The sequence below is a fragment of the Janthinobacterium sp. BHSEK genome (genome assembly GCF_056174685.1).
Window position 1 is genome coordinate 26327 of sequence record NZ_JBWBYV010000029.1, and the last position, 17762, is coordinate 44088.

The window sequence follows — 17762 nt, forward strand, 5'->3', positions numbered from 1 at the left end:
AGATTTTTGTGCCGCTAGCGTAAAATAGAGGGTTGTCCGGCACACCCTGTGCGTACCGCAGTCGTTGTGTTGCGGCGGATTATTGTAATGCCTGTATAGGCGCACAGTATAGTGCCAGATGTTCCATTGCGCACTCCTAATCATTTTTGACGTACTTTTGAAGCAAAACGCATGTATTCGCTTTCCGATTTCGATTTTAATTTGCCGCAAGAAAACATTGCGCAAACTCCGTTGGCCGAGCGCAGCGCCTCGCGCCTGTTGCACCTGGACGGCGACGCCCTGGTTGACCGCAGCTTTGCCGATATCGTCGGGCTGTTGCAGGCGGGCGACCTGCTGGTAATGAACGATACGCGCGTGCTCAAGGCGCGCTTCTTCGGCGTCAAGGAAAGCGGCGGCAAGATCGAGGCGCTGGTCGAGCGCGTGCTCGACGACCGCACCGTGCTGGCCCAGGTGCGTGCGTCGAAGTCGCCGCCGCCCGGCTGCCGCATCCGCCTGGCCGACGCCTTCGACGTGACGGTGGGCCAGCGCGCCGGCGAATTCTTTACCTTGCACTTCGAGGCCGACGTGTTCGAGTTGATCGAGGCGCATGGCCGCTTGCCGCTGCCGCCCTACATTGAGCACGATGCGGACGAATTTGACGAAACGCGCTACCAGACGGTCTTCAACAAGGTGCCCGGCGCCGTCGCCGCGCCGACGGCCGGCCTGCATTTCGACCAGGCCCTGCTCGATCAGTTGAAGGCCAAGGGCGTCAACTTTGCCTATGTGACCCTGCACGTGGGCGCCGGCACCTTCCAGCCCGTGCGCACGGAAGTGCTGGCCGAACACAAGATGCATACCGAGTGGTACACCATGCCGCAGGAAACCGTCGACGCCGTGCGCGCCGCGCAGCAGGCCGGGCGCGACGTGGTGGCCGTCGGCACGACCAGCCTGCGCGCGCTGGAATCGGCCTCGCAAAGCGGCCGGCTGGTGGCGGGCAGCGCCGATACGGCCCTGTTCATCACGCCCGGCTACGCCTTTAAAACGGTGACGCGCCTGATCACCAACTTCCATTTGCCGAAGTCGACCCTGCTGATGCTGGTGTCGGCCTTCGCCGGCTATGAGCCGATCCGCAACGCCTACGCGCATGCGATCGCGCAGAACTACCGTTTCTTCAGCTATGGCGATGCGATGCTGCTGACCACGCAATCGCGCGCTGCGCTGAACCTTGATACTCCCGTGAAAGACTGACCATGCTGGAATTTAAACTACTCAAGACCGACACGAGCGGCCTGACCAAGGCACGCCGCGGCACCTTGAAACTCAACCATGGTGTCGTGCAGACGCCGATCTTCATGCCAGTGGGCACTTACGGTTCCGTCAAAGCCATGTCGCCGCTGGAACTCAACGAGATCGATGCACAGATCATCCTGGGCAACACGTTTCACCTGTGGTTGCGTCCAGGCAACACGGTCATGGAAAAATTCGGCGGCTTGCACGGTTTCATGGGCTGGAACAAGCCGATCCTGACGGACTCGGGCGGATTCCAGGTGTTTTCGCTGGGCGCCATGCGCAAGATCACGGAAGAGGGCGTGCATTTCAATTCGCCCATCAACGGCGATAAACTGTTTCTCTCGCCGGAAGTGTCGATGCAGGTGCAGCGCGTCTTGAATTCCGACATCGTCATGCAGTTCGACGAATGCACGCCGTACGAGATCCAGGGCCGCCCGGCCACCATCGAGGAAGCGGCCAAGTCGATGCGCATGTCCTTACGCTGGGCGCAGCGCTCGAAGGACGAGTTTCACCGCGGCGAGAACCCGAATGCGCTGTTCGGCATCGTGCAGGGCGGCATGTTCGAAATGCTGCGCGACGAGTCGCTGGCCAAGCTCGAAGAGATCGACTTCCCCGGCATCGCCATCGGCGGCCTGTCCGTCGGCGAGCCGAAGGAGGACATGATGCGCATGCTGGCCCACGTGGGCCCGCGCCTGCCGGCCAACAAGCCGCATTACCTGATGGGCGTGGGTACGCCGGAAGACCTGGTGGCGGGCGTATCGAACGGCATCGACATGTTCGATTGCGTCATGCCGACGCGTAACGCCCGCAATGGCTGGCTGTTCACCCGTTTCGGCGACATCAAGATCAAGAACGCCAAGTACAAGGAAGACCAGGCGCCGCTCGACGAGACGTGCAGTTGCTACGCCTGCCGCAACTTCTCGCGCGCCTACCTGCACCATCTGCACCGCTCCAAGGAAATCCTCGGCGCGCGCCTGAACACCATCCACAACCTGCATTACTACCTGGACCTGATGCGCCAGATGCGCGAGGCGCTCGATGAAGACCGTTTCCACGCGTTTACGCTGCAATTCCATGCGGAACGGGCACGCGGAACTTAAGAAAAGCTTAGCTTGCGCCCTGGCGGCAGCAGGGCCGGAAGTTTTGTGTATTGGTGCTTGGACGGGGGCGATAAAGCATTGCATAATGCCTTTTTAGCCCCACTTAAAGTTGCCATGCCTGCAATTCGGGTTATGACGTATAGCCAATGCTAGAATACAGCGCTATTTTTTCAAACTGATTAGAACTGGAGTCACCGTGTTTTTCATTTCCAACGCTTATGCGCAAGCCCCAACCGACGCCCTGGGCCTCGGCGGCAACCTGACCAGCTTCCTGCCGCTGGTATTGATGTTCGTGGTCATGTATTTCCTGATGATCCGTCCACAGCAAAAACGCGCCAAAGAACAACGGGCGATGATGGACGCGCTGGCCAAGGGTGACGAAGTCGTCACCGCCGGCGGCATGCTGGGCCGTGTTGTCAAGGTAGTGGACGCTTACGTCACCATCGAAGTGGCGACCGGCACCGAAATCACGGTGCAAAAGAGTGCCATTACCACCTTGCTGCCTAAAGGCACCCTGAAGGCACTGTAATTTCTCGCTGTCATTGCCTCGGCAATGATAGACCCGGGGCGGCTATCGGCCGCCCCTCGCGACGCCTCCGACGCTCAACACTGAACGCTGAATCACTATGAATCGCTATCCTGCCTGGAAATACATCATCATCGTCGTCGCCTTATTGCTGGGCGCACTCTATACGGCGCCCAACTATTTCGGTGAGTCACCGGCGCTGCAAGTAACCAGCGGCAAGTCGACCGTCAAAGTGACGGGCGAGCTGATGACGCAAGTCGAGCAAATATTGACGAAAGAGAACGTCAAGTCGGAAGGTGTCACCATGGATGGCGCCGGCAACCTCGCCTCCGTGCGCGTGCGGTTCGCCGATCCCGATACCCAGTTCAAGGCGAAACTGGTGCTGGAAAAGGACCTGAATCCCGATGCCAGCGACCCCGCGTACATCGTGACGGTCAACCTGCAAGCCAATACGCCGATGTGGATGCAAAAATTGCATGCCTTGCCCATGTTCCTGGGCCTGGACTTGCGCGGCGGCGTGCACTTCCTGATGCAGGTCGATGCGAAAGCCGTACTGAACAAGAAAGTCCAGGGCGTCCAGTCCGCCGCGCGTAGCGTGTTGCGCGACAAGAATATCCGCCATGCGGGCATCGAGCGCGTGGGCGACAGCGTGCAGATCAACTTCCGCGACGCGGAAACGCGCCTGAAGGCAAAGAATGTCCTGTCCGACCAGATGACGGAACTGGCGTTTGCCGATGCGGGCGAAGGCAGCGACCTGAAACTGAATATCACCCTGAAGCCGGCGGCCCTGAAGGCGACCATCGACGAAGGCGTGAAACAGAATATCTCCACCCTCTCCAAGCGCGTCAACGAGCTGGGCGTGGCCGAACCGCTGATCCAGCAGCAAGGTCCCGACCGCATCGTGGTGCAACTGCCTGGCGTGCAGGACGTGGCCCGCGCGAAAGCCATCATCGGCCGCACGGCGACGCTGGAAGTGCGCCTGGTCGACGAAAGCATCGTGCCCGGCACCGAACTGTCGAGCGCTATTCCGTTCAACTCGGAATTGTTCACCGTCGGCAAGGGCGTGCCTGTCGTGCTGGCGAAAGACGTGATCCTGACGGGCGACTATATCTCCAGCGCCACGGCCAGCTTCGACCAGAACCAGCAAGCGGCCGTGTCGATCGACCTGAACGGCGACGGCGGACGCAAGATGCGCGAAGCGACGCGCGAACGCGTGGGCAAGCGCATGGCCATCGTGCTGTTTGAAAAGGGCAAGCCGGAAGTGCTGTCGGTCGCGACCATCCAGCAGGAACTCGGTTCGCGCTTCCAGATCACCGGCATGGGCGGCGCGGAAAACGCGAATGAACTGGCGCTGCTGCTGCGCTCGGGCGCCCTGTCCGCACCGATGACCGTCATCGAAGAACGCACGATCGGACCGCAGCTGGGCGCGGAAAACATCGCCAAGGGCTTCCACTCGACCTTGTACGGTTTCATCGCCATCGCCATCTTCATGATCGCCTACTACATGCTGTTCGGCGCCTTCAGCGTGCTGGCCCTGGCCACCAACCTGCTGTTGCTGGTCGGCTTGCTGTCGATGATTCAGGTGACCTTGACCTTGCCAGGTATCGCCGCTATCGCGCTGGCGCTGGGCATGGCGATTGACGCCAACGTGCTGATCAATGAACGTATCCGTGAAGAGCTGCGTGCGGGCAATACGCCGCAAGCGGCGATCGCCGCCGGCTTCGACCGTGCCTGGGCCACGATTCTGGACTCGAACGTGACCACCCTGATCGTCGGCCTGGCGCTGCTGGCCTTCGGCAGCGGCCCCGTGCGCGGCTTCGCCGTCGTGCATTGCCTGGGTATCCTGACCTCGATGTTCTCCTCCGTGTTCGTGTCGCGTGGCGTGGTCAACCTCTGGTATGGCCGCAAGAAAAAGCTGACGACCTTGTCGATCGGCACGGTGTGGGTGCCGGGCGCCAGCAAATAAGCGACGGCCCCGACTCACCCAATAGCGTCAACAGCGATCGCGTCCGGTGGCCCAGCCGCCGGACGCACAGAATAGAACTCAGAGGATTTCATGGAATTTTTCCGGATCAAAAAAGATATTCCCTTCATGCGCCATGCGTTGATTTTCAACGTGATTTCGGCCGTGACCTTCCTTGCCGCCGTCTTCTTCCTGGTGCACAAGGGCTTGCACCTGTCCGTCGAATTCAAGGGCGGTACCCTGATGGAGGTGAAATACCCCAAGGCGGCCAATCTTGAAGGCATACGCGGCACCCTCATCGCCATGGGCTATGAAGAGCCGGGCGTGACCAGCTTCGATACGGCGCGCGACGTGATGATCCGCCTGCCGGTGGAAAATGGCGTCAGCGCCGCGAACACCTCGCAGCGCGTGTTCGAATCGCTGTGCAAGGCCGAGCAGGGCACGACCAAGGCCATCGACACCGTCACCGCCAAGGGCGAACATGTGCTCAAGAGCGCCTGCATGGACACCGCCGGCAATGAGGCGGTGGTACTGCAGAAGGTTGAATTCGTCGGCCCGCAAGTGGGCGAGGAACTGGCGCAGAACGGCTTGAACGCGCTGGTGGTGGTGATTATCGGCGTGATGATCTACCTGGCCATCCGCTTCGAATGGAAATACGCTGTCTCGGCCATTATCGCCAACTTGCATGACGTGGTGATCATCCTGGGCTTCTTCGCTTTCTTCGAATGGGAATTCTCGCTGACGGTGCTGGCGGCGATCCTGGCGGTGCTCGGTTATTCCGTCAACGAATCGGTGGTGATCTTTGACCGTATCCGCGAAAACTTCCGCAAGCAGCGCAAGGCTTCCGTGCATGAAGTGATCGACAACGCGATCACCAGCACCATTTCGCGTACCATCATCACCCACGGCTCGACCCAGATGATGGTGCTGTCGATGCTGGTCTTCGGCGGCCAGACCCTGCACCACTTTGCACTGGCGCTGACCATCGGTATCTGCTTCGGTATCTACTCGTCCGTGTTCGTCGCGGCCTCGATCGCCATGTGGCTGGGCGTCAAGCGCGAAGACTTGATCAAGCCGATCAAGGAAAAAGACGAAACCGACGGCGCCGTGGTGTAAGCGCAGGTTTTTTGCAGGTCGAATGAGGAACGATCACCGTTTGCGGTGGTCGTTTTTTTTATGGTGGATGACGATGAAGCGTTTGATAGTGATGGGCATCATGGCGGGCATCGGCACCTTGGTCAATGCCGCGCAATTGAGCCGAGTGGACAGCGGTGCCATCGCCCTGCGCGGCCCGATTGCCGAGGGCGACGTGGACACGCTGCGGCAGCTGGCCACGCCGGGGACGACGCTGTTGCGCGTGAACAGCGAGGGTGGCGATGCGCAGGCGGCCATGCAGCTGGGCCGCTACCTGCGCCGGCAGCAATGGGATATTGCCGTTGACACCGTGTGTGCGGGCAGCTGCGCCCTGTATGTCTTCCCGGCCGCGCGGTACAAGCGCATTCCGGCCGATGCCGTGCTGGCGCTGCAGGAATCGGCATTCCTGCGCGCGCAGGCGAGTCCGGCACAGATGCGCCGCACCCTGGCCGAGGCTGGCGTGGCGGCCGAGGACCTGGAGCGCGAAACGGCGGCGCTGGCGGCCCAGTTGACGGAGACTGCGGCGCAGGAAGCGGCGTTTGCCTCGGAACTGGGCATTGCTTCCGCCTTTTACCGCGATTTCCCGCAAGTGGCGGCGCAGGCCGAGAGCGTGCGCCAGCGCTTTCCCGACCAGGAGGCGGCCGTCCACTGGTGGCCGGCCGCCGCCCGCCTGCAGCGCTGCTACGGCATCGCCGGCGTGGACGAGGGGCCGCGCGCGGTTCGCCTGGCGCCCGGTGGTTATCTGTATGTGCCGGCCCTGTCGGCCCTCGTCATGGGCGACCAGGCCTTGCAGGACTGTCCATGAGCCGCAGCGGCCGCTTGTTCCTGCTGATGGATGCCATGCGCGCCAGGCGCGTGCCCGTCACGGCGGCCCAGCTGGCGCAGCAGCTGGGCGTATCCGAGCGCACGATCTACCGCGATATCCAGACCCTGGCCGAACTGGGCGCACCCTTGCAGGGTGAGGCGGGCATCGGCTACGTGCTGCGCCGCGGCGCCTTCCTGCCGCCGCTGATGTTCGGGGCCGATGAACTGGAGGCGCTGGTGCTGGGCGCGCGCTGGGTGCGCCGGCAGGGCGACGCGGGCCTGGCGCAGGCGGCCAGCAATGCCCTGGCCAAGATCGCGGCCGCCTCGCCGCGCGACTTGCGCGACAGCATGGCCGAGACCAGCCTGTGGGTGCCGCTGGGCCGCCCCGCCGATGGCACACAGCCGGCCGACCGCTACGTGCAGCCCGTGCGCGAGGCGATCCGCTACGAACAGAAACTCACGCTTGCCTATCAGGATGAGCACGGCAGCGCCACCTTGCGCACGGTGTGGCCCTTCGCCCTGGCCTTTTTCGAGGGCAAGCGCCTGCTGGCCGCCTGGTGCGAACTGCGCGGCGATTACCGGCACTTCCGCATCGACCGCATCGCCAGCGTGCGGCAGCACGAGGAGCGCTATCCCACGCGGCGCCACGCCTTGCTCGACACCTGGCGCAAGGCGCATGAGATTGATCCGGAATCCTGATATTCGCTCCTGACAAAAACTGTCAGTGACGGCAACTACGATGGTGGCTTCTTCACTCACCGGAGCCTTTGCCATGCGCCTGTACCATCACCCCATGTCCTCGAATGCCCGCCGTGCCCTGATGACGGCGATCCACCTCGGCCTGCCGCTGGAACTGGCCGAAGTCGACCTGATGAATGCGGACGACCGCCGCCGTCTGCTTGAACTGAACCCGAACGGCAAGGTGCCCGTGCTGGCCGACGGCGCTTTCCTGCTGTGGGAATCGTGCGCCATCATGCAATACCTGGCCGAGCAGGTGCCGGGCCAGACGATTTATCCGCAGGCGCCGCAGGCGCGCGCCGACGTCAACCGCTGGCTGTTCTGGGCCGCGCAGCACTTCGCGCCCGCCGTCAGCGTGCTGGCCTGGGAACGCGCGTGGAAGGGCATGACGGGCAATGGTCCGGCGGACCCGCTGGAAGAGGCGCGCGGCGAGCGCGACCTGCATGAGTGCGCCGTGGTGCTGGACGCGCACCTGGCGGGACGCAGCTGGATCCACGCAGACGATGTGACCCTGGCCGATTTCGCCGTGGCCGCGCCGCTGATGTACAGCGAGGCCGTACGGCTGCCCCTGGCGCAGTACCGGCATATCCAGGCGTGGTTCGCCCGCGTGCGGCAGCTGCGCGCCTGGCAGGAAACGGATGTCGAACTGCTGCCGGGATAATCTGCGCGCTAAGTGTGCCAGCGCACGGAGCCGGCGCGGCACACCGCATAAGATAGGGCTGTCTCTTTCAGGACATCCCTAGCTTTGGACTTTACCCGCTTTCGAGCGGGTTTTTTTTCGCCGTTATTGGCGCTTGCTGTTGATGGCGAGTGCTCACATTTAGAGGGTGAAGCACATCAATGCACGAGCACCTTCAGCAGCGACTGCACTTCATCGTCCGATTCTTCCATGATGCTCGACAAGGTCGCATCGTCGCCGATCACGCAATCGATGCTGCCGGCGGCGCGCGCGGCGCGCACGGCGATGGCGGCCGGGCTTTCATTGAGGGGCGACGAGACGGGCGCCAGGTCATTCGCCAGCAGCAGGGTGTCGCCCAGCGATTCGGGCGGAATGGCGCGCAAGCCTTCCCACAGCGCATCGATGGCGCCCATCACCGCTTCCGGCACCTTCAGCTTGGTCAGGACGCCATGGCCGATGGCCTGTTCGCCATGCTCGACCCAGTCCTGCGGTTCGCCATCGAGGATGCCGGGGAATTCGGCCGCGCGCGACAGCAGATAAAAGCCGCCCACTTCATGCATGATGCCGGCAAACAGGGCCGTATCGGGATCCACCTTGGTCACGCGGCGGGCCAGTACCTGCGACAGGGCCGCCACGTGGGCCGTATGTTCCCATAGCTGGTTGGCCTTCGCCTGCAGCGCGGGATCGGTGATGGTGCTGCCCAGCTGGCGCACGATCAGCGATGCCACCACCGACTGCAGGGTACGCACGCCGAGCCGTTGCACGGCGTTGCGCACGCTGGTGATTTCATTGCCGGAACGGTTGAACGCCGCCGAATTGGCGATGGCCACCGTGCGCGCGGCCAGCAGCGGGTCAGCCTGCACCAGCTTGGCGGCGGCCTCGATATGGCAGTCGGGATCGGCCAGCGCCTCTTGCAGCTTGAGCGAAGCGTCCACATTGGCAGGAAAGGTCAGCTCGCCACGAGCGGCTTGCGCGGCGATGCTTTTAAAGGCGTCGAGTCTGTTCATTGAAAAAATTATACTCGCAATATTTCCGTGCGGAACTTTTTAACCGTGATCTTTTCGCAAACAGCTGGACAAAAGGCAAGCAAAGCCCCGTAAACGGAAAAAGGCATGCCTATATTGTTGACATGCCTCTTTTTAACGACAGCGCTACTACAGAACTTCGCTGAAGATCGCGTCGCAGCCTTCCACCAGCTCGTCGCTGTCTTCCAGCTCATCCGTCAAGCCCAGGTCGAACAGTTCCTCGACGGCGTTCATGAAGCTGTTGTGCTTGGTGGCGCCGATCAGGCGGTAGATTTCGCCGTCTTCGTTGCGCACGCCGATGATCAGTTTTTCCTGACGCACCAGTTCCGGCGTGCTGGCATTGAGCAGCAGGTTGCCGATGATGTGTTTATCGAAATGAGCGGGCTTTTTGCCTTCGAGCAGTGAGGTTTTCAATTTGGTTTCCTTTGTCTTGTTTGAATGTCTGTGCTTGGTGAATGGTCAGCCGTGACCGTTGGCGATCGCGTGTTTCAAGCCTGCCAGGGTGCTTTCCAGACGTATGAAATCGTCTTCGGTATAGCCGTCGAACAGGCGCTGGCCTTGCTTTGTCAGCTTGGGGAACACGTCATGGAACACCTGTTCGCCCTCGCAGCTCAGGCGCACGTAATAGGAACGCTTGTCGCGTGGACAACGTTCGCGTATCACCAGCCCCTTTTGTTCCAGCCGGTCCACCACGCCCGTCAAAGTCCCCTTGGTAATCAGGGTTTTCTGGCCCAGTTCCTTGTAGGACATGCCGCAAGTGTTGCCGAGCGTGGCAATGATGTCGAATTGCGCATGCGTCAAGCCGTACTGGCGCACGAAGTCGCTAGAAAACCGCTCGAAGCCTTGCATGCATTCGGCCAGCAGCCGGATACTTTTTAAATATCGTTCACCCATGGCAGTGATTATATCCTTCCGCCCCGCTTTTTTCCGCCGCGCCAGGATGTGCCCCCGCATGAGGGTCTCGCTGGGGCGGAAGTCCGGTATCATGTGGGCAACTCAGCCCTTGCCCCGATCCCGCCCCGCCGATGTCCTTCGCTAATCTTTCCCGTATCGGCCTCGACAAACCGCTGCGTTTGCTGCTGGTGCATGCCGGCGATGCCGAGTCGATCACCTGGGCCGGCCTGGTGCAGCCGCTGCGCCTGTGCGCGCGGGCGCTGGGGTCGCAGGCGTTCCAGCTGGACGTGCGCACGCCGGAACAGGTGGCCGCGCAGGGCGGCCACTGGCATATCGCGCTGCTGGTGGCCGATGAAACGCAGGCGCCGCTGCGCGCCGAGCTGTGCCGGGCCGTGATCGAGCGCTGCCGTTCGGCGCCGTTCTGGGGCGGCGTGGGCGCGGCCGTGCTGTGGCTGGCCGACGCGGGCGTCATGGATGGCGTGCGCATCGCCCTGCCGTGGGCCTTGTATGCCGATGCGGAAGCGAAGGCAGAACGGGCCATCCTGACGCCGCATTTGTTCGACATCGACGGCCCGCACATCACCTGCTGCGGCGGCGCGGCCAGCATCGATTTTTCTCTGACCCTGATCGAGACCATCTTTGGCGCCGACGTGCAGGCGCTCGTCAAGGAAGCGCTGTGCGTGGACAAGGTGCGCGGCAAGGAAGAGCGCCAGCGCGTGGCCTTGCAGGCGCGTTTCGGCGTATTGCAGCCGAAGCTGTCCGAAGCGGTGACCTTGATGGAAGCCAATATCGAGGAGCCGTTGTCGACCGACGACATCGCCAGCCTGGTGGGCCTGTCGCGGCGCCAGCTGGAACGGCTGTTCAAGCAGTACCTGGGCAGCCTGCCGTCGCGCTACTACCTGGAGCTGCGTTTGCAGCGCTCCAGGCAACTGTTGCTTGATACACATTATTCCATCGTGCAAGTTGGCCTGATGTGCGGCTTTTCCTCCGGCTCGCACTTTTCCACGGCGTTCGGCACCCTGTTTGGCAATACCCCCCGCGAAGAGCGGCAGCGCAAGCTGATGCCGCCGGTCTAGCCAGCATCAAGGCAGCTGTGATGAATTGTGAAAATCCTTGTCGCAGATTCAAAAGAGTTTTAGCATCCCGCTTTTTATAATGCAGTACACACGTAGCTGTCGTAGCTGCGGAGTACCTAACATATTGATGGGGAAATGCTATGAATGCCAAGCTTGATTCGACCGTAACGGCTCGTCCAGTCACCCGGGAAACCTTTGACCAGGTCCTCGTTCCTACCTACGCCCCTGCAGCCATGGTGCCCGTGCGCGGTTCCGGACTGGATCTGTGGGACCAGTCGGGCAAGCATTACCTCGATTTCACCTCCGGCATCGCCGTCAACAGCCTGGGCCACTGCTATCCGGCCCTGGTCGACGTGCTGACCAAGCAAATCAATAATTTGTGGCATTTAGGCAACGGCTATACGAACGAGCCTGTGCTGCGTCTGGCGCTGGCGCTGACGGAAGCGACCTTCGCCGACCGCGCCTTCTTCTGCAACTCGGGCGCGGAAGCCAACGAAGCGGCCCTGAAGCTGGCGCGCAAGTACGCGCACACCAAGTTCGGCGCGCACAAGTCGCGCATCATCTCGTGCTTCAGCTCCTTCCACGGCCGCACCCTGTTTACGGTCTCCGTCGGCGGCCAGGCCAAGTACACGGAAGGCTTCGAGCCGCTGCCGCCGTCGATCGACCATATCGCCTACAACGACATCGAAGCGGCGCGCGCCGCCATCGGCGATGACGTGTGCGCCGTGATCGTCGAGCCGGTACAGGGCGAAGGCGGCGTGGTGCCGGGCAATCCGGAGTTCCTCAAGGAGCTGCGTGCCCTGTGCGACAAGACCGGCGCGCTGCTGATTTTCGACGAAGTCCAGAGCGGCATGGGCCGCACTGGCGCGTTGTTCGCCTACATGGGCTACGGCGTCACGCCGGACATCCTGACGGCCGCCAAGGCGCTGGGCAACGGCTACCCGATCGGCGCCATGCTGACCACGAATGAACTGGCGCAAACCCTGGCCGTCGGCACTCACGGTACCACCTACGGCGGCAACCCGCTGGCCGCCACCGTGGCCCTGACCGTGCTGGAGACGATCAACACGCCGGCGTTCCTGGCGCGCGTCAAGGAAGCCAGCGTCAACACCATCGCCATGCTGCAAGGCTTGATCACGGATTACCCGCAAGTGTTCTCCGTGGTGCGCGGCAGCGGTTTGCTGCTGGGCTTGGTCGTCAGCGATGCCTGGAAGGGCCGCGCGAAAGACATCCAGAAAGCGGCCGAAGCGCAAGGCCTGATGGTGCTGATCGCCGGCATGGACGTGGTGCGCCTGGCGCCGGCCCTGATCGTCTCGGACGAGCAGATTGCCGAAGCGGGCCGCTTGCTGCGCGCCGCCATCGACGGCATGCTGAAAGCCTGAGGCTAGCCTCGCTCCCTGTTTGATCACCGGCCCGCCGCTTTGCCGCGGGCCGGCTTGGTTCTACCCGGGTTTTCAGCCCATGTATCGTCAGCATTGAAGGAGTACCCATGTATGTTGTCCGTCCGGTAGAAATTGCGGATATTGCAGCCCTCGAAGCGCTGGCCGCGGTAACCATGCCGGGTGTCCATACCCTGCCGAAGACGCGCGAGAAGATCGCCGCCTCCGTCGAGCGCTCCATCGCCTCGTTTGCCGCCCATGTCGACATCCCCAGCGAAGAGTCGTATCTCTTCGTGCTTGAATCCCTGCTCGACAAGAGCATCGCCGGCACGGCCGCCATCTTCGCCTCGGCCGGCTCGAACGGCACCTATTTTTCCTTTCGCAACGACGTCATCCAGCAAGTCTCGCGCGACCTGAACATCAGCCACAGCGTGCATGCGCTGACCCTGTGCTCGGAACTGACGGCCTATTCGCAGTTGTCCGGCTTCTACGTGCGCAACATGGAGCAGGCGGGCCTGGAAGCGGCCCTGCTGTCGCGCGCGCGGCTGCTGTTCGCCGTGCTGGCGCCGCACCGTTTCGGCGACCGCTTCTTCGTGCCGCTGGCCGGCATCACGGACGCCAACGGCCAGTCGCCATTCTGGGATGCGCTGGGCCGCAAGTTCTTCCAGATGGATTTCCTCGATGCCGAAAAAGTCATCGGCGGCGCGCGCAACCGCACCCTGATCGTCGAACTGATGCCGCACTACCCCGTGTACGTGCCGCTGTTGCCCGGCGACGCGCAGGCGGCCATGGGCCAGATCCACCCGAGCGGCGAACTGGCGTTCAATCTGCTGACGGAAGAAGGTTTTGAAGCGGACGATTACATCGACATCTTCGATGGCGGCCCGATCCTGCAGGCGCACAAGCATGCGCTGCGCTCGTTTACGGGGTCGCTCACGCGCCGCGTCGTCGCAGGCGTCACGCCCAGCCGCACGGGCCTGAAAGTGAATTACGCGATCGCGTCGGGCGCGGAGCGCAACTTCCGCGCCGTCACCTTCACCTGCGATGCGCTCGAAGCGCAGGACACCGTCGGCTTGCCGCCCGAGCTGCTGGAAGCGCTGGCCGTGGCCGAAGGCGACAGCGTCATTTGCGTGCGCATCTAACCGAGAGAACATTATGCTAGTAGTACGCGCCATCAACGCCAATGACCTCGATGCCCTGTACGGCCTGGCCAGCCAGGTCGGCACCGGCATGACCACCCTCAAGCCGGACATGAAAATGCTGGGCGACCGCCTGGCCATCGCCTGCGCCTCGTTCGCCGAAACCATCGCGCCCGAAAAGCGCGACTACATGTTCGTCATGGAGGATACGGACACGGGCCGCCTGGCCGGCGTGTGCGCCATCAAGGGCGCCGTGGGCCTGGAAGAACCGTTCTATAACTACCGCATCGGCACCCTGGTGCATTCCAGCCGCGAACTCGACGTGTTTACGCGCATGGAAACCCTGTACCTGTCGAACGACCTGACGGGCAGCACGGAACTGTGTTCGCTGTTCCTGCACCCCGATTACCGCAGCGGCAACAACGGCAAGCTGCTGTCGAAAAGCCGTTTCCTGTTCATCGCCCAGTTCCCGCACCTGTTCACGGAAAAGCTGATCGCCGAAATGCGCGGCTACCAGGCGCCGGACGGCAGCTCGCCGTTCTACGAGGGCCTGGGCCGCCACTTCTTCAAGATGGATTTCCACCACGTCGACGACCTGACGAGCCTGGGCAAGAAATCCTTCATCGCCGAGCTGATGCCGCGCCAGCCCATGTACGTGGCCTACCTGCCCGACGAGGCGCAGGAAGTCATCGGCAAGGTGCATCTGAGTACGGCGCCCGCGCGCCGCCTGCTGGAACAGGAAGGCTTGCACTTCGAAGGTTATGTCGACATCTTCGACGCCGGTCCCGTGCTGCAGGCGCGCGTCTCTGAGCTGCGCGCCATGCGCGACAGCATGCCGGCCGTGCTCGATGCCGCGACTGTGCCAGTGCCTGCGCCTGAAGCGTGCGGCGACGCCGCCCAGGCCGAACCTTACCTGGTGTCGAACACCGACCTGAAAGATTTCCGCATGATTGTCACCAGCGCCAATCCGCACAGCGGCAAGCTCGCGCTGGACGACGATGAACTGCATCTGCTGCGCTGCCATCAAGGCGATACCGTGCGCACCTTGTCACTCAACCCGAGGAAGCATCCCCATGTCTAATGTGAATACCACGCAATCGAACTTCATCAACGGCGCCTGGCTGCCGGGCACGGGCCGCGAACTAGTTACCATCGATCCGTCGAACGGCAAGCAGACCTGGGCCAGCCTGGAAGCGACGGAAAACGAAGTCGGGCAAGCTTGCCAGGCCGCCCGCGCCGCCTTTGAAGCGTGGGCCGATACGCCCGTCGACGAGCGCATCGCCATCTGCGTGCGCTTTCGCGAACTGCTGAAGGAGCATGCCGAGGCGCTGGCGCTGCTGATCTCGGAAGAAGTGGGCAAGCCGCTGTGGGAGTCGCGCACGGAAGTGGCCACCATGGCCAACAAGATCGATATCTCGGTGCAGTCCTACCACGCGCGCACGGGCATCACGCAAAGCAAGATCGCCGATGGCGACGCCGTGCTGCGCCACCGTCCGCATGGCGTGTTCGGCGTCTTCGGCCCATACAATTTCCCCGGCCACCTGCCGAACGGCCATATCGTGCCGGCCCTGATCGCCGGTAACACCATCGTCTTCAAGCCCAGCGAATATGCGCCGCGCACGGCCATCAAAACCGTGCAGCTGTGGCAGCAGGCAGGCCTGCCGGACGGCGTCGTCAACCTCGTCAACGGCGGGCGCGACACGGGCGTGGCGCTGGGCGCGAATGCGCACCTCGATGGCGTGCTGTTTACGGGGTCCTGCCAGACGGGCATCAGCCTGCACCGCCAGTTCGGCGGCCAGCCGGGCAAGATGCTGGCGCTGGAAATGGGCGGCAACAACGCCCTCGTCGTATGGGACGTGAAGGACGTGGACGCCGCCGTGCACCACGCGATCTTCTCCGCCTTTGTCTCGGCCGGCCAGCGCTGCACCTGCGCGCGCCGCCTGGTGGTACAAGATAACGCAGCCGGCGCCGCCTTCGTCGCGCGCCTGGTGGAAGTGGCGGCGAAACTGGGCATCGGCGCGTCCGATGCGCAGCCGCAGCCATTCATGGGACCCGTTGTCTCGAGTGCCGTGGCCGCGCGCCTGGTGCAGGCGCAGGCGGACATGGTCGCCAGGGGCGGCAACACCCTGCTGCAGATGCGCCAGCTGAATCCCGAGGCGGGTTTTGTCACGGCCGGCATCGTCGACGTTACCAACGCTGTCGGCATCCCCGACGAGGAATGGTTCGGCCCGCTGCTGCAGGTGATCCGCGTGGCCGATTTCGATGCGGCCCTGAAGGTCGCCAACGCCACCGAATTCGGCCTGGCCGCGGCGCTCTTGTCCGACGATCCGGCCCTGTGGCAAACCTTCCAGACGCGCGCGCGCGCCGGCATCATCAACTGGAACCGTCCCACCACGGGCGCGGCCAGCACGGCGCCGTTCGGCGGCATCGGCAAGTCGGGCAACCACCGTCCGAGCGCCTATTACGCGGCCGACTATTGCGCCTACCCGGTCGCTTCGATCGAGAACAGCGTATTGGAACTGCCGGCCAAGCTGTCGCCCGGCCTGAATTTTTAAGGAACTCCCATGCACAGCACGCGCGAATACAATTTTGACGGCCTGGTCGGGCCATCGCATAACTATGCCGGACTGTCGTTCGGCAACGTGGCCTCGTTCAGCAATGTGAAAAGCGCTTCGAATCCGAAGCAGGCCGCCTTGCAGGGCCTGGCCAAGATGCGCGCCCTGGCCGCGCGCGGCTTTGCGCAAGCCTTGCTGCCGCCGCAGGACCGGCCGAATTTCCGCCTGCTGCGCTCCATCGGTTTCACGGGCAGCGATGCCGAAGTGCTGGCGCGCGCCTACAAGGAATCCCCTGTGATTTTGGCCTGCGCCTATTCCGCCTCGCCCATGTGGACGGCGAATGCCGCCACGGTCAGCCCGTCGGCCGATACGCAGGATGGCCGCGTGCATTTCACGGCCGCCAACCTGAATAACAAGCTGCACCGCGCCTTCGAGCACGCGCAGTCGGCGCGCAGCCTGCGCGCCATTTTCAGCGATGCCAAGCACTTCGCCGTGCACGACGCGCTGCCGTCGACGCCAGCCTTTGGCGACGAGGGCGCGGCCAACCACACGCGCCTGGGCGCGAGCCACGGCGCGCCGTCCGTTGAATTGTTCGTGTATGGCCGGGTGGAGTTCGATCCCTCCGCGCCGTCGCCGAAGCGCTATCCGGCGCGCCAGACCCTGGAAGCGTCGCAAGCCGTGGCGCGCCTGCACGGCCTGGACGCGAAGCGCACCGTGTACGTGCAGCAGAACCCGGAAGTGATCGACCAGGGCGTGTTCCATAACGACGTCATCGCCGTCGGCAATGGCAATGTGCTGTTCTATCACGAGCAGGCGTTTGCCGATGAAGGGGAAAGCCTGTCGCAGCTGCGCCGCGCCGTCGCCGCCACCGGGGCGGAGCTGCAAGCCTTGCGCGTGGACACGGGCCAGGTACCGATCGCGGACGCCGTCAGCAGCTATCTGTTCAACAGCCAGCTGCTGACGAAAGAGGGCGGCAAGATGGCGCTGGTGATCCCGCAGGAATGCCAGGAAAACCGCGCCGTGTCGCGCTACCTGGAAGGCCTGGTGGCCAGCGGTGGCCCCATCGATGAACTGATCCATTTTGACCTGCGCCAGAGCATGCGCAACGGCGGCGGGCCCGCCTGCCTGCGTTTGCGCGTGGCCCTGACGCAAACCGAGGCGCGCGCCATGCACCAGGGCGTGATCATGACGGAAACGCTGTACCATCGGCTGGTGCAGTGGGTGGAAAAGCACTACCGCGACCATCTGGAGCCGGGCGACCTGGCCGATCCGCAGCTGGCGCTGGAAGTGCATGCTGCGCTTGAAGAATTGACGATCATCCTCAACTTACCTGGATTGTACGACTTGTAGGCGATAGAAAAACACACAGAAAATCCGAGACAGACTATCCGTAGCACAGAATTGGACGGGCGACCCCCGTCTCTTGACACCGCTGCCGCCCAGCCACAAGCCCAAACGACAGCGTTGGACATTCACATTAC

The 17762-nt window shown here is 62.9% G+C and carries 17 protein-coding genes; 14 read left to right on the forward strand and 3 right to left on the reverse strand.

Annotated features, from left to right (window positions below; translation table 11 throughout):
- Positions 1–171: 171 nt before the first annotated feature.
- The 8 genes from queA (at position 172) to AC0V2Y_RS11025 (ending at position 8195) form a co-directional block, all read left to right on the forward strand.
- Positions 172–1227, forward strand: a complete 1056-nt coding sequence (gene queA / locus AC0V2Y_RS10990; protein ID WP_475414192.1) for a tRNA preQ1(34) S-adenosylmethionine ribosyltransferase-isomerase QueA — start codon at positions 172–174, stop codon at positions 1225–1227.
- Positions 1228–1229: 2 nt separating this feature from the next.
- Complete coding sequence (gene tgt / locus AC0V2Y_RS10995) at positions 1230–2369, forward strand: tRNA guanosine(34) transglycosylase Tgt (RefSeq protein ID WP_035822848.1); 1140 nt, start codon at positions 1230–1232, stop codon at positions 2367–2369.
- A gap of 196 nt (positions 2370–2565) precedes the next feature.
- Positions 2566–2898: a preprotein translocase subunit YajC gene (gene yajC, locus AC0V2Y_RS11000; RefSeq protein ID WP_298403037.1), complete on the forward strand. Its 333-nt coding sequence runs from the start codon at positions 2566–2568 to the stop codon at positions 2896–2898.
- A gap of 97 nt (positions 2899–2995) precedes the next feature.
- Positions 2996–4861 carry a protein translocase subunit SecD gene (gene secD, locus AC0V2Y_RS11005; protein WP_475414191.1) on the forward strand — a complete coding sequence of 622 codons (1866 nt, stop codon included), beginning with the start codon at positions 2996–2998 and terminating at the stop codon, positions 4859–4861.
- Positions 4862–4951: 90 nt separating this feature from the next.
- Positions 4952–5974, forward strand: coding sequence for a protein translocase subunit SecF (secF, locus tag AC0V2Y_RS11010; RefSeq protein WP_070220687.1), 1023 nt, complete (start codon positions 4952–4954; stop codon positions 5972–5974).
- 73 nt (positions 5975–6047) lie between these two features.
- Positions 6048–6797 (forward strand): hypothetical protein, encoded by a 750-nt coding sequence (locus AC0V2Y_RS11015; protein ID WP_475414190.1) that lies wholly within the window; start codon positions 6048–6050, stop codon positions 6795–6797.
- Positions 6794–7495, forward strand: a complete 702-nt coding sequence (locus tag AC0V2Y_RS11020) for a helix-turn-helix transcriptional regulator (RefSeq protein WP_475414189.1) — start codon at positions 6794–6796, stop codon at positions 7493–7495. The genes AC0V2Y_RS11015 and AC0V2Y_RS11020 overlap by 4 nt, the downstream gene beginning before the upstream one ends.
- Positions 7496–7568: 73 nt before the next feature.
- Positions 7569–8195, forward strand: coding sequence for a glutathione S-transferase family protein (locus tag AC0V2Y_RS11025; protein WP_475414188.1), 627 nt, complete (start codon positions 7569–7571; stop codon positions 8193–8195).
- A gap of 176 nt (positions 8196–8371) precedes the next feature.
- On the opposite strand, the gene AC0V2Y_RS11030 is transcribed toward AC0V2Y_RS11025, so the two are convergent.
- From AC0V2Y_RS11030 to AC0V2Y_RS11040, 3 genes are all read right to left on the reverse strand, one after another.
- Positions 8372–9220: an HDOD domain-containing protein gene (locus AC0V2Y_RS11030; RefSeq protein WP_475414187.1), complete on the reverse strand. Its 849-nt coding sequence runs from the start codon at positions 9218–9220 to the stop codon at positions 8372–8374.
- Between the two features lie 147 nt (positions 9221–9367).
- Positions 9368–9652 carry a hypothetical protein gene (locus tag AC0V2Y_RS11035; RefSeq protein ID WP_230539226.1) on the reverse strand — a complete coding sequence of 95 codons (285 nt, stop codon included), beginning with the start codon at positions 9650–9652 and terminating at the stop codon, positions 9368–9370.
- 45 nt (positions 9653–9697) lie between these two features.
- Positions 9698–10132 (reverse strand): MarR family winged helix-turn-helix transcriptional regulator, encoded by a 435-nt coding sequence (locus AC0V2Y_RS11040; RefSeq protein WP_475414186.1) that lies wholly within the window; start codon positions 10130–10132, stop codon positions 9698–9700.
- A 131-nt stretch (positions 10133–10263) separates the two neighbouring features.
- Here AC0V2Y_RS11040 and AC0V2Y_RS11045 point away from each other — a divergent pair, with 131 nt between their 5' ends.
- From AC0V2Y_RS11045 to astB, 6 genes are all read left to right on the forward strand, one after another.
- Positions 10264–11208 carry a GlxA family transcriptional regulator gene (locus AC0V2Y_RS11045; RefSeq protein WP_475414185.1) on the forward strand — a complete coding sequence of 315 codons (945 nt, stop codon included), beginning with the start codon at positions 10264–10266 and terminating at the stop codon, positions 11206–11208.
- Positions 11209–11348: 140 nt separating this feature from the next.
- Positions 11349–12590 (forward strand): acetylornithine/succinylornithine family transaminase, encoded by a 1242-nt coding sequence (gene astC, locus AC0V2Y_RS11050; RefSeq protein ID WP_230539223.1) that lies wholly within the window; start codon positions 11349–11351, stop codon positions 12588–12590.
- Between the two features lie 107 nt (positions 12591–12697).
- Complete coding sequence (locus AC0V2Y_RS11055; protein WP_475414184.1) at positions 12698–13729, forward strand: arginine N-succinyltransferase; 1032 nt, start codon at positions 12698–12700, stop codon at positions 13727–13729.
- Positions 13730–13742: 13 nt separating this feature from the next.
- Positions 13743–14807: an arginine N-succinyltransferase gene (gene astA, locus AC0V2Y_RS11060; RefSeq protein WP_475414183.1), complete on the forward strand. Its 1065-nt coding sequence runs from the start codon at positions 13743–13745 to the stop codon at positions 14805–14807.
- Entirely contained in the window at positions 14800–16281 is a 1482-nt protein-coding gene (gene astD, locus AC0V2Y_RS11065) for a succinylglutamate-semialdehyde dehydrogenase (RefSeq protein WP_475414182.1), read from the forward strand. The genes astA and astD overlap by 8 nt, the downstream gene beginning before the upstream one ends.
- A gap of 9 nt (positions 16282–16290) precedes the next feature.
- A complete protein-coding gene (gene astB / locus AC0V2Y_RS11070; protein ID WP_475414181.1) occupies positions 16291–17631 on the forward strand; it encodes an N-succinylarginine dihydrolase in 1341 nt (446 codons plus the stop codon).
- Positions 17632–17762: the final 131 nt, after the last annotated feature.

Coding starts and splice junctions, on each gene's coding strand:
- AC0V2Y_RS11055 (WP_475414184.1), top strand. CDS start 12,698: ATGTATGTTGTCCGTCCGGTAGAAATTGCGGATATTGCAGCCCTCGAA.
- tgt (WP_035822848.1), top strand. CDS start 1,230: ATGCTGGAATTTAAACTACTCAAGACCGACACGAGCGGCCTGACCAAG.
- astA (WP_475414183.1), top strand. CDS start 13,743: ATGCTAGTAGTACGCGCCATCAACGCCAATGACCTCGATGCCCTGTAC.
- astB (WP_475414181.1), top strand. CDS start 16,291: ATGCACAGCACGCGCGAATACAATTTTGACGGCCTGGTCGGGCCATCG.
- AC0V2Y_RS11020 (WP_475414189.1), top strand. CDS start 6,794: ATGAGCCGCAGCGGCCGCTTGTTCCTGCTGATGGATGCCATGCGCGCC.
- astC (WP_230539223.1), top strand. CDS start 11,349: ATGAATGCCAAGCTTGATTCGACCGTAACGGCTCGTCCAGTCACCCGG.
- AC0V2Y_RS11045 (WP_475414185.1), top strand. CDS start 10,264: ATGTCCTTCGCTAATCTTTCCCGTATCGGCCTCGACAAACCGCTGCGT.
- secF (WP_070220687.1), top strand. CDS start 4,952: ATGGAATTTTTCCGGATCAAAAAAGATATTCCCTTCATGCGCCATGCG.
- secD (WP_475414191.1), top strand. CDS start 2,996: ATGAATCGCTATCCTGCCTGGAAATACATCATCATCGTCGTCGCCTTA.
- AC0V2Y_RS11025 (WP_475414188.1), top strand. CDS start 7,569: ATGCGCCTGTACCATCACCCCATGTCCTCGAATGCCCGCCGTGCCCTG.
- queA (WP_475414192.1), top strand. CDS start 172: ATGTATTCGCTTTCCGATTTCGATTTTAATTTGCCGCAAGAAAACATT.
- AC0V2Y_RS11040 (WP_475414186.1), bottom strand. CDS start 10,132: ATGGGTGAACGATATTTAAAAAGTATCCGGCTGCTGGCCGAATGCATG.
- AC0V2Y_RS11015 (WP_475414190.1), top strand. CDS start 6,048: ATGAAGCGTTTGATAGTGATGGGCATCATGGCGGGCATCGGCACCTTG.
- astD (WP_475414182.1), top strand. CDS start 14,800: ATGTCTAATGTGAATACCACGCAATCGAACTTCATCAACGGCGCCTGG.
- AC0V2Y_RS11030 (WP_475414187.1), bottom strand. CDS start 9,220: ATGAACAGACTCGACGCCTTTAAAAGCATCGCCGCGCAAGCCGCTCGT.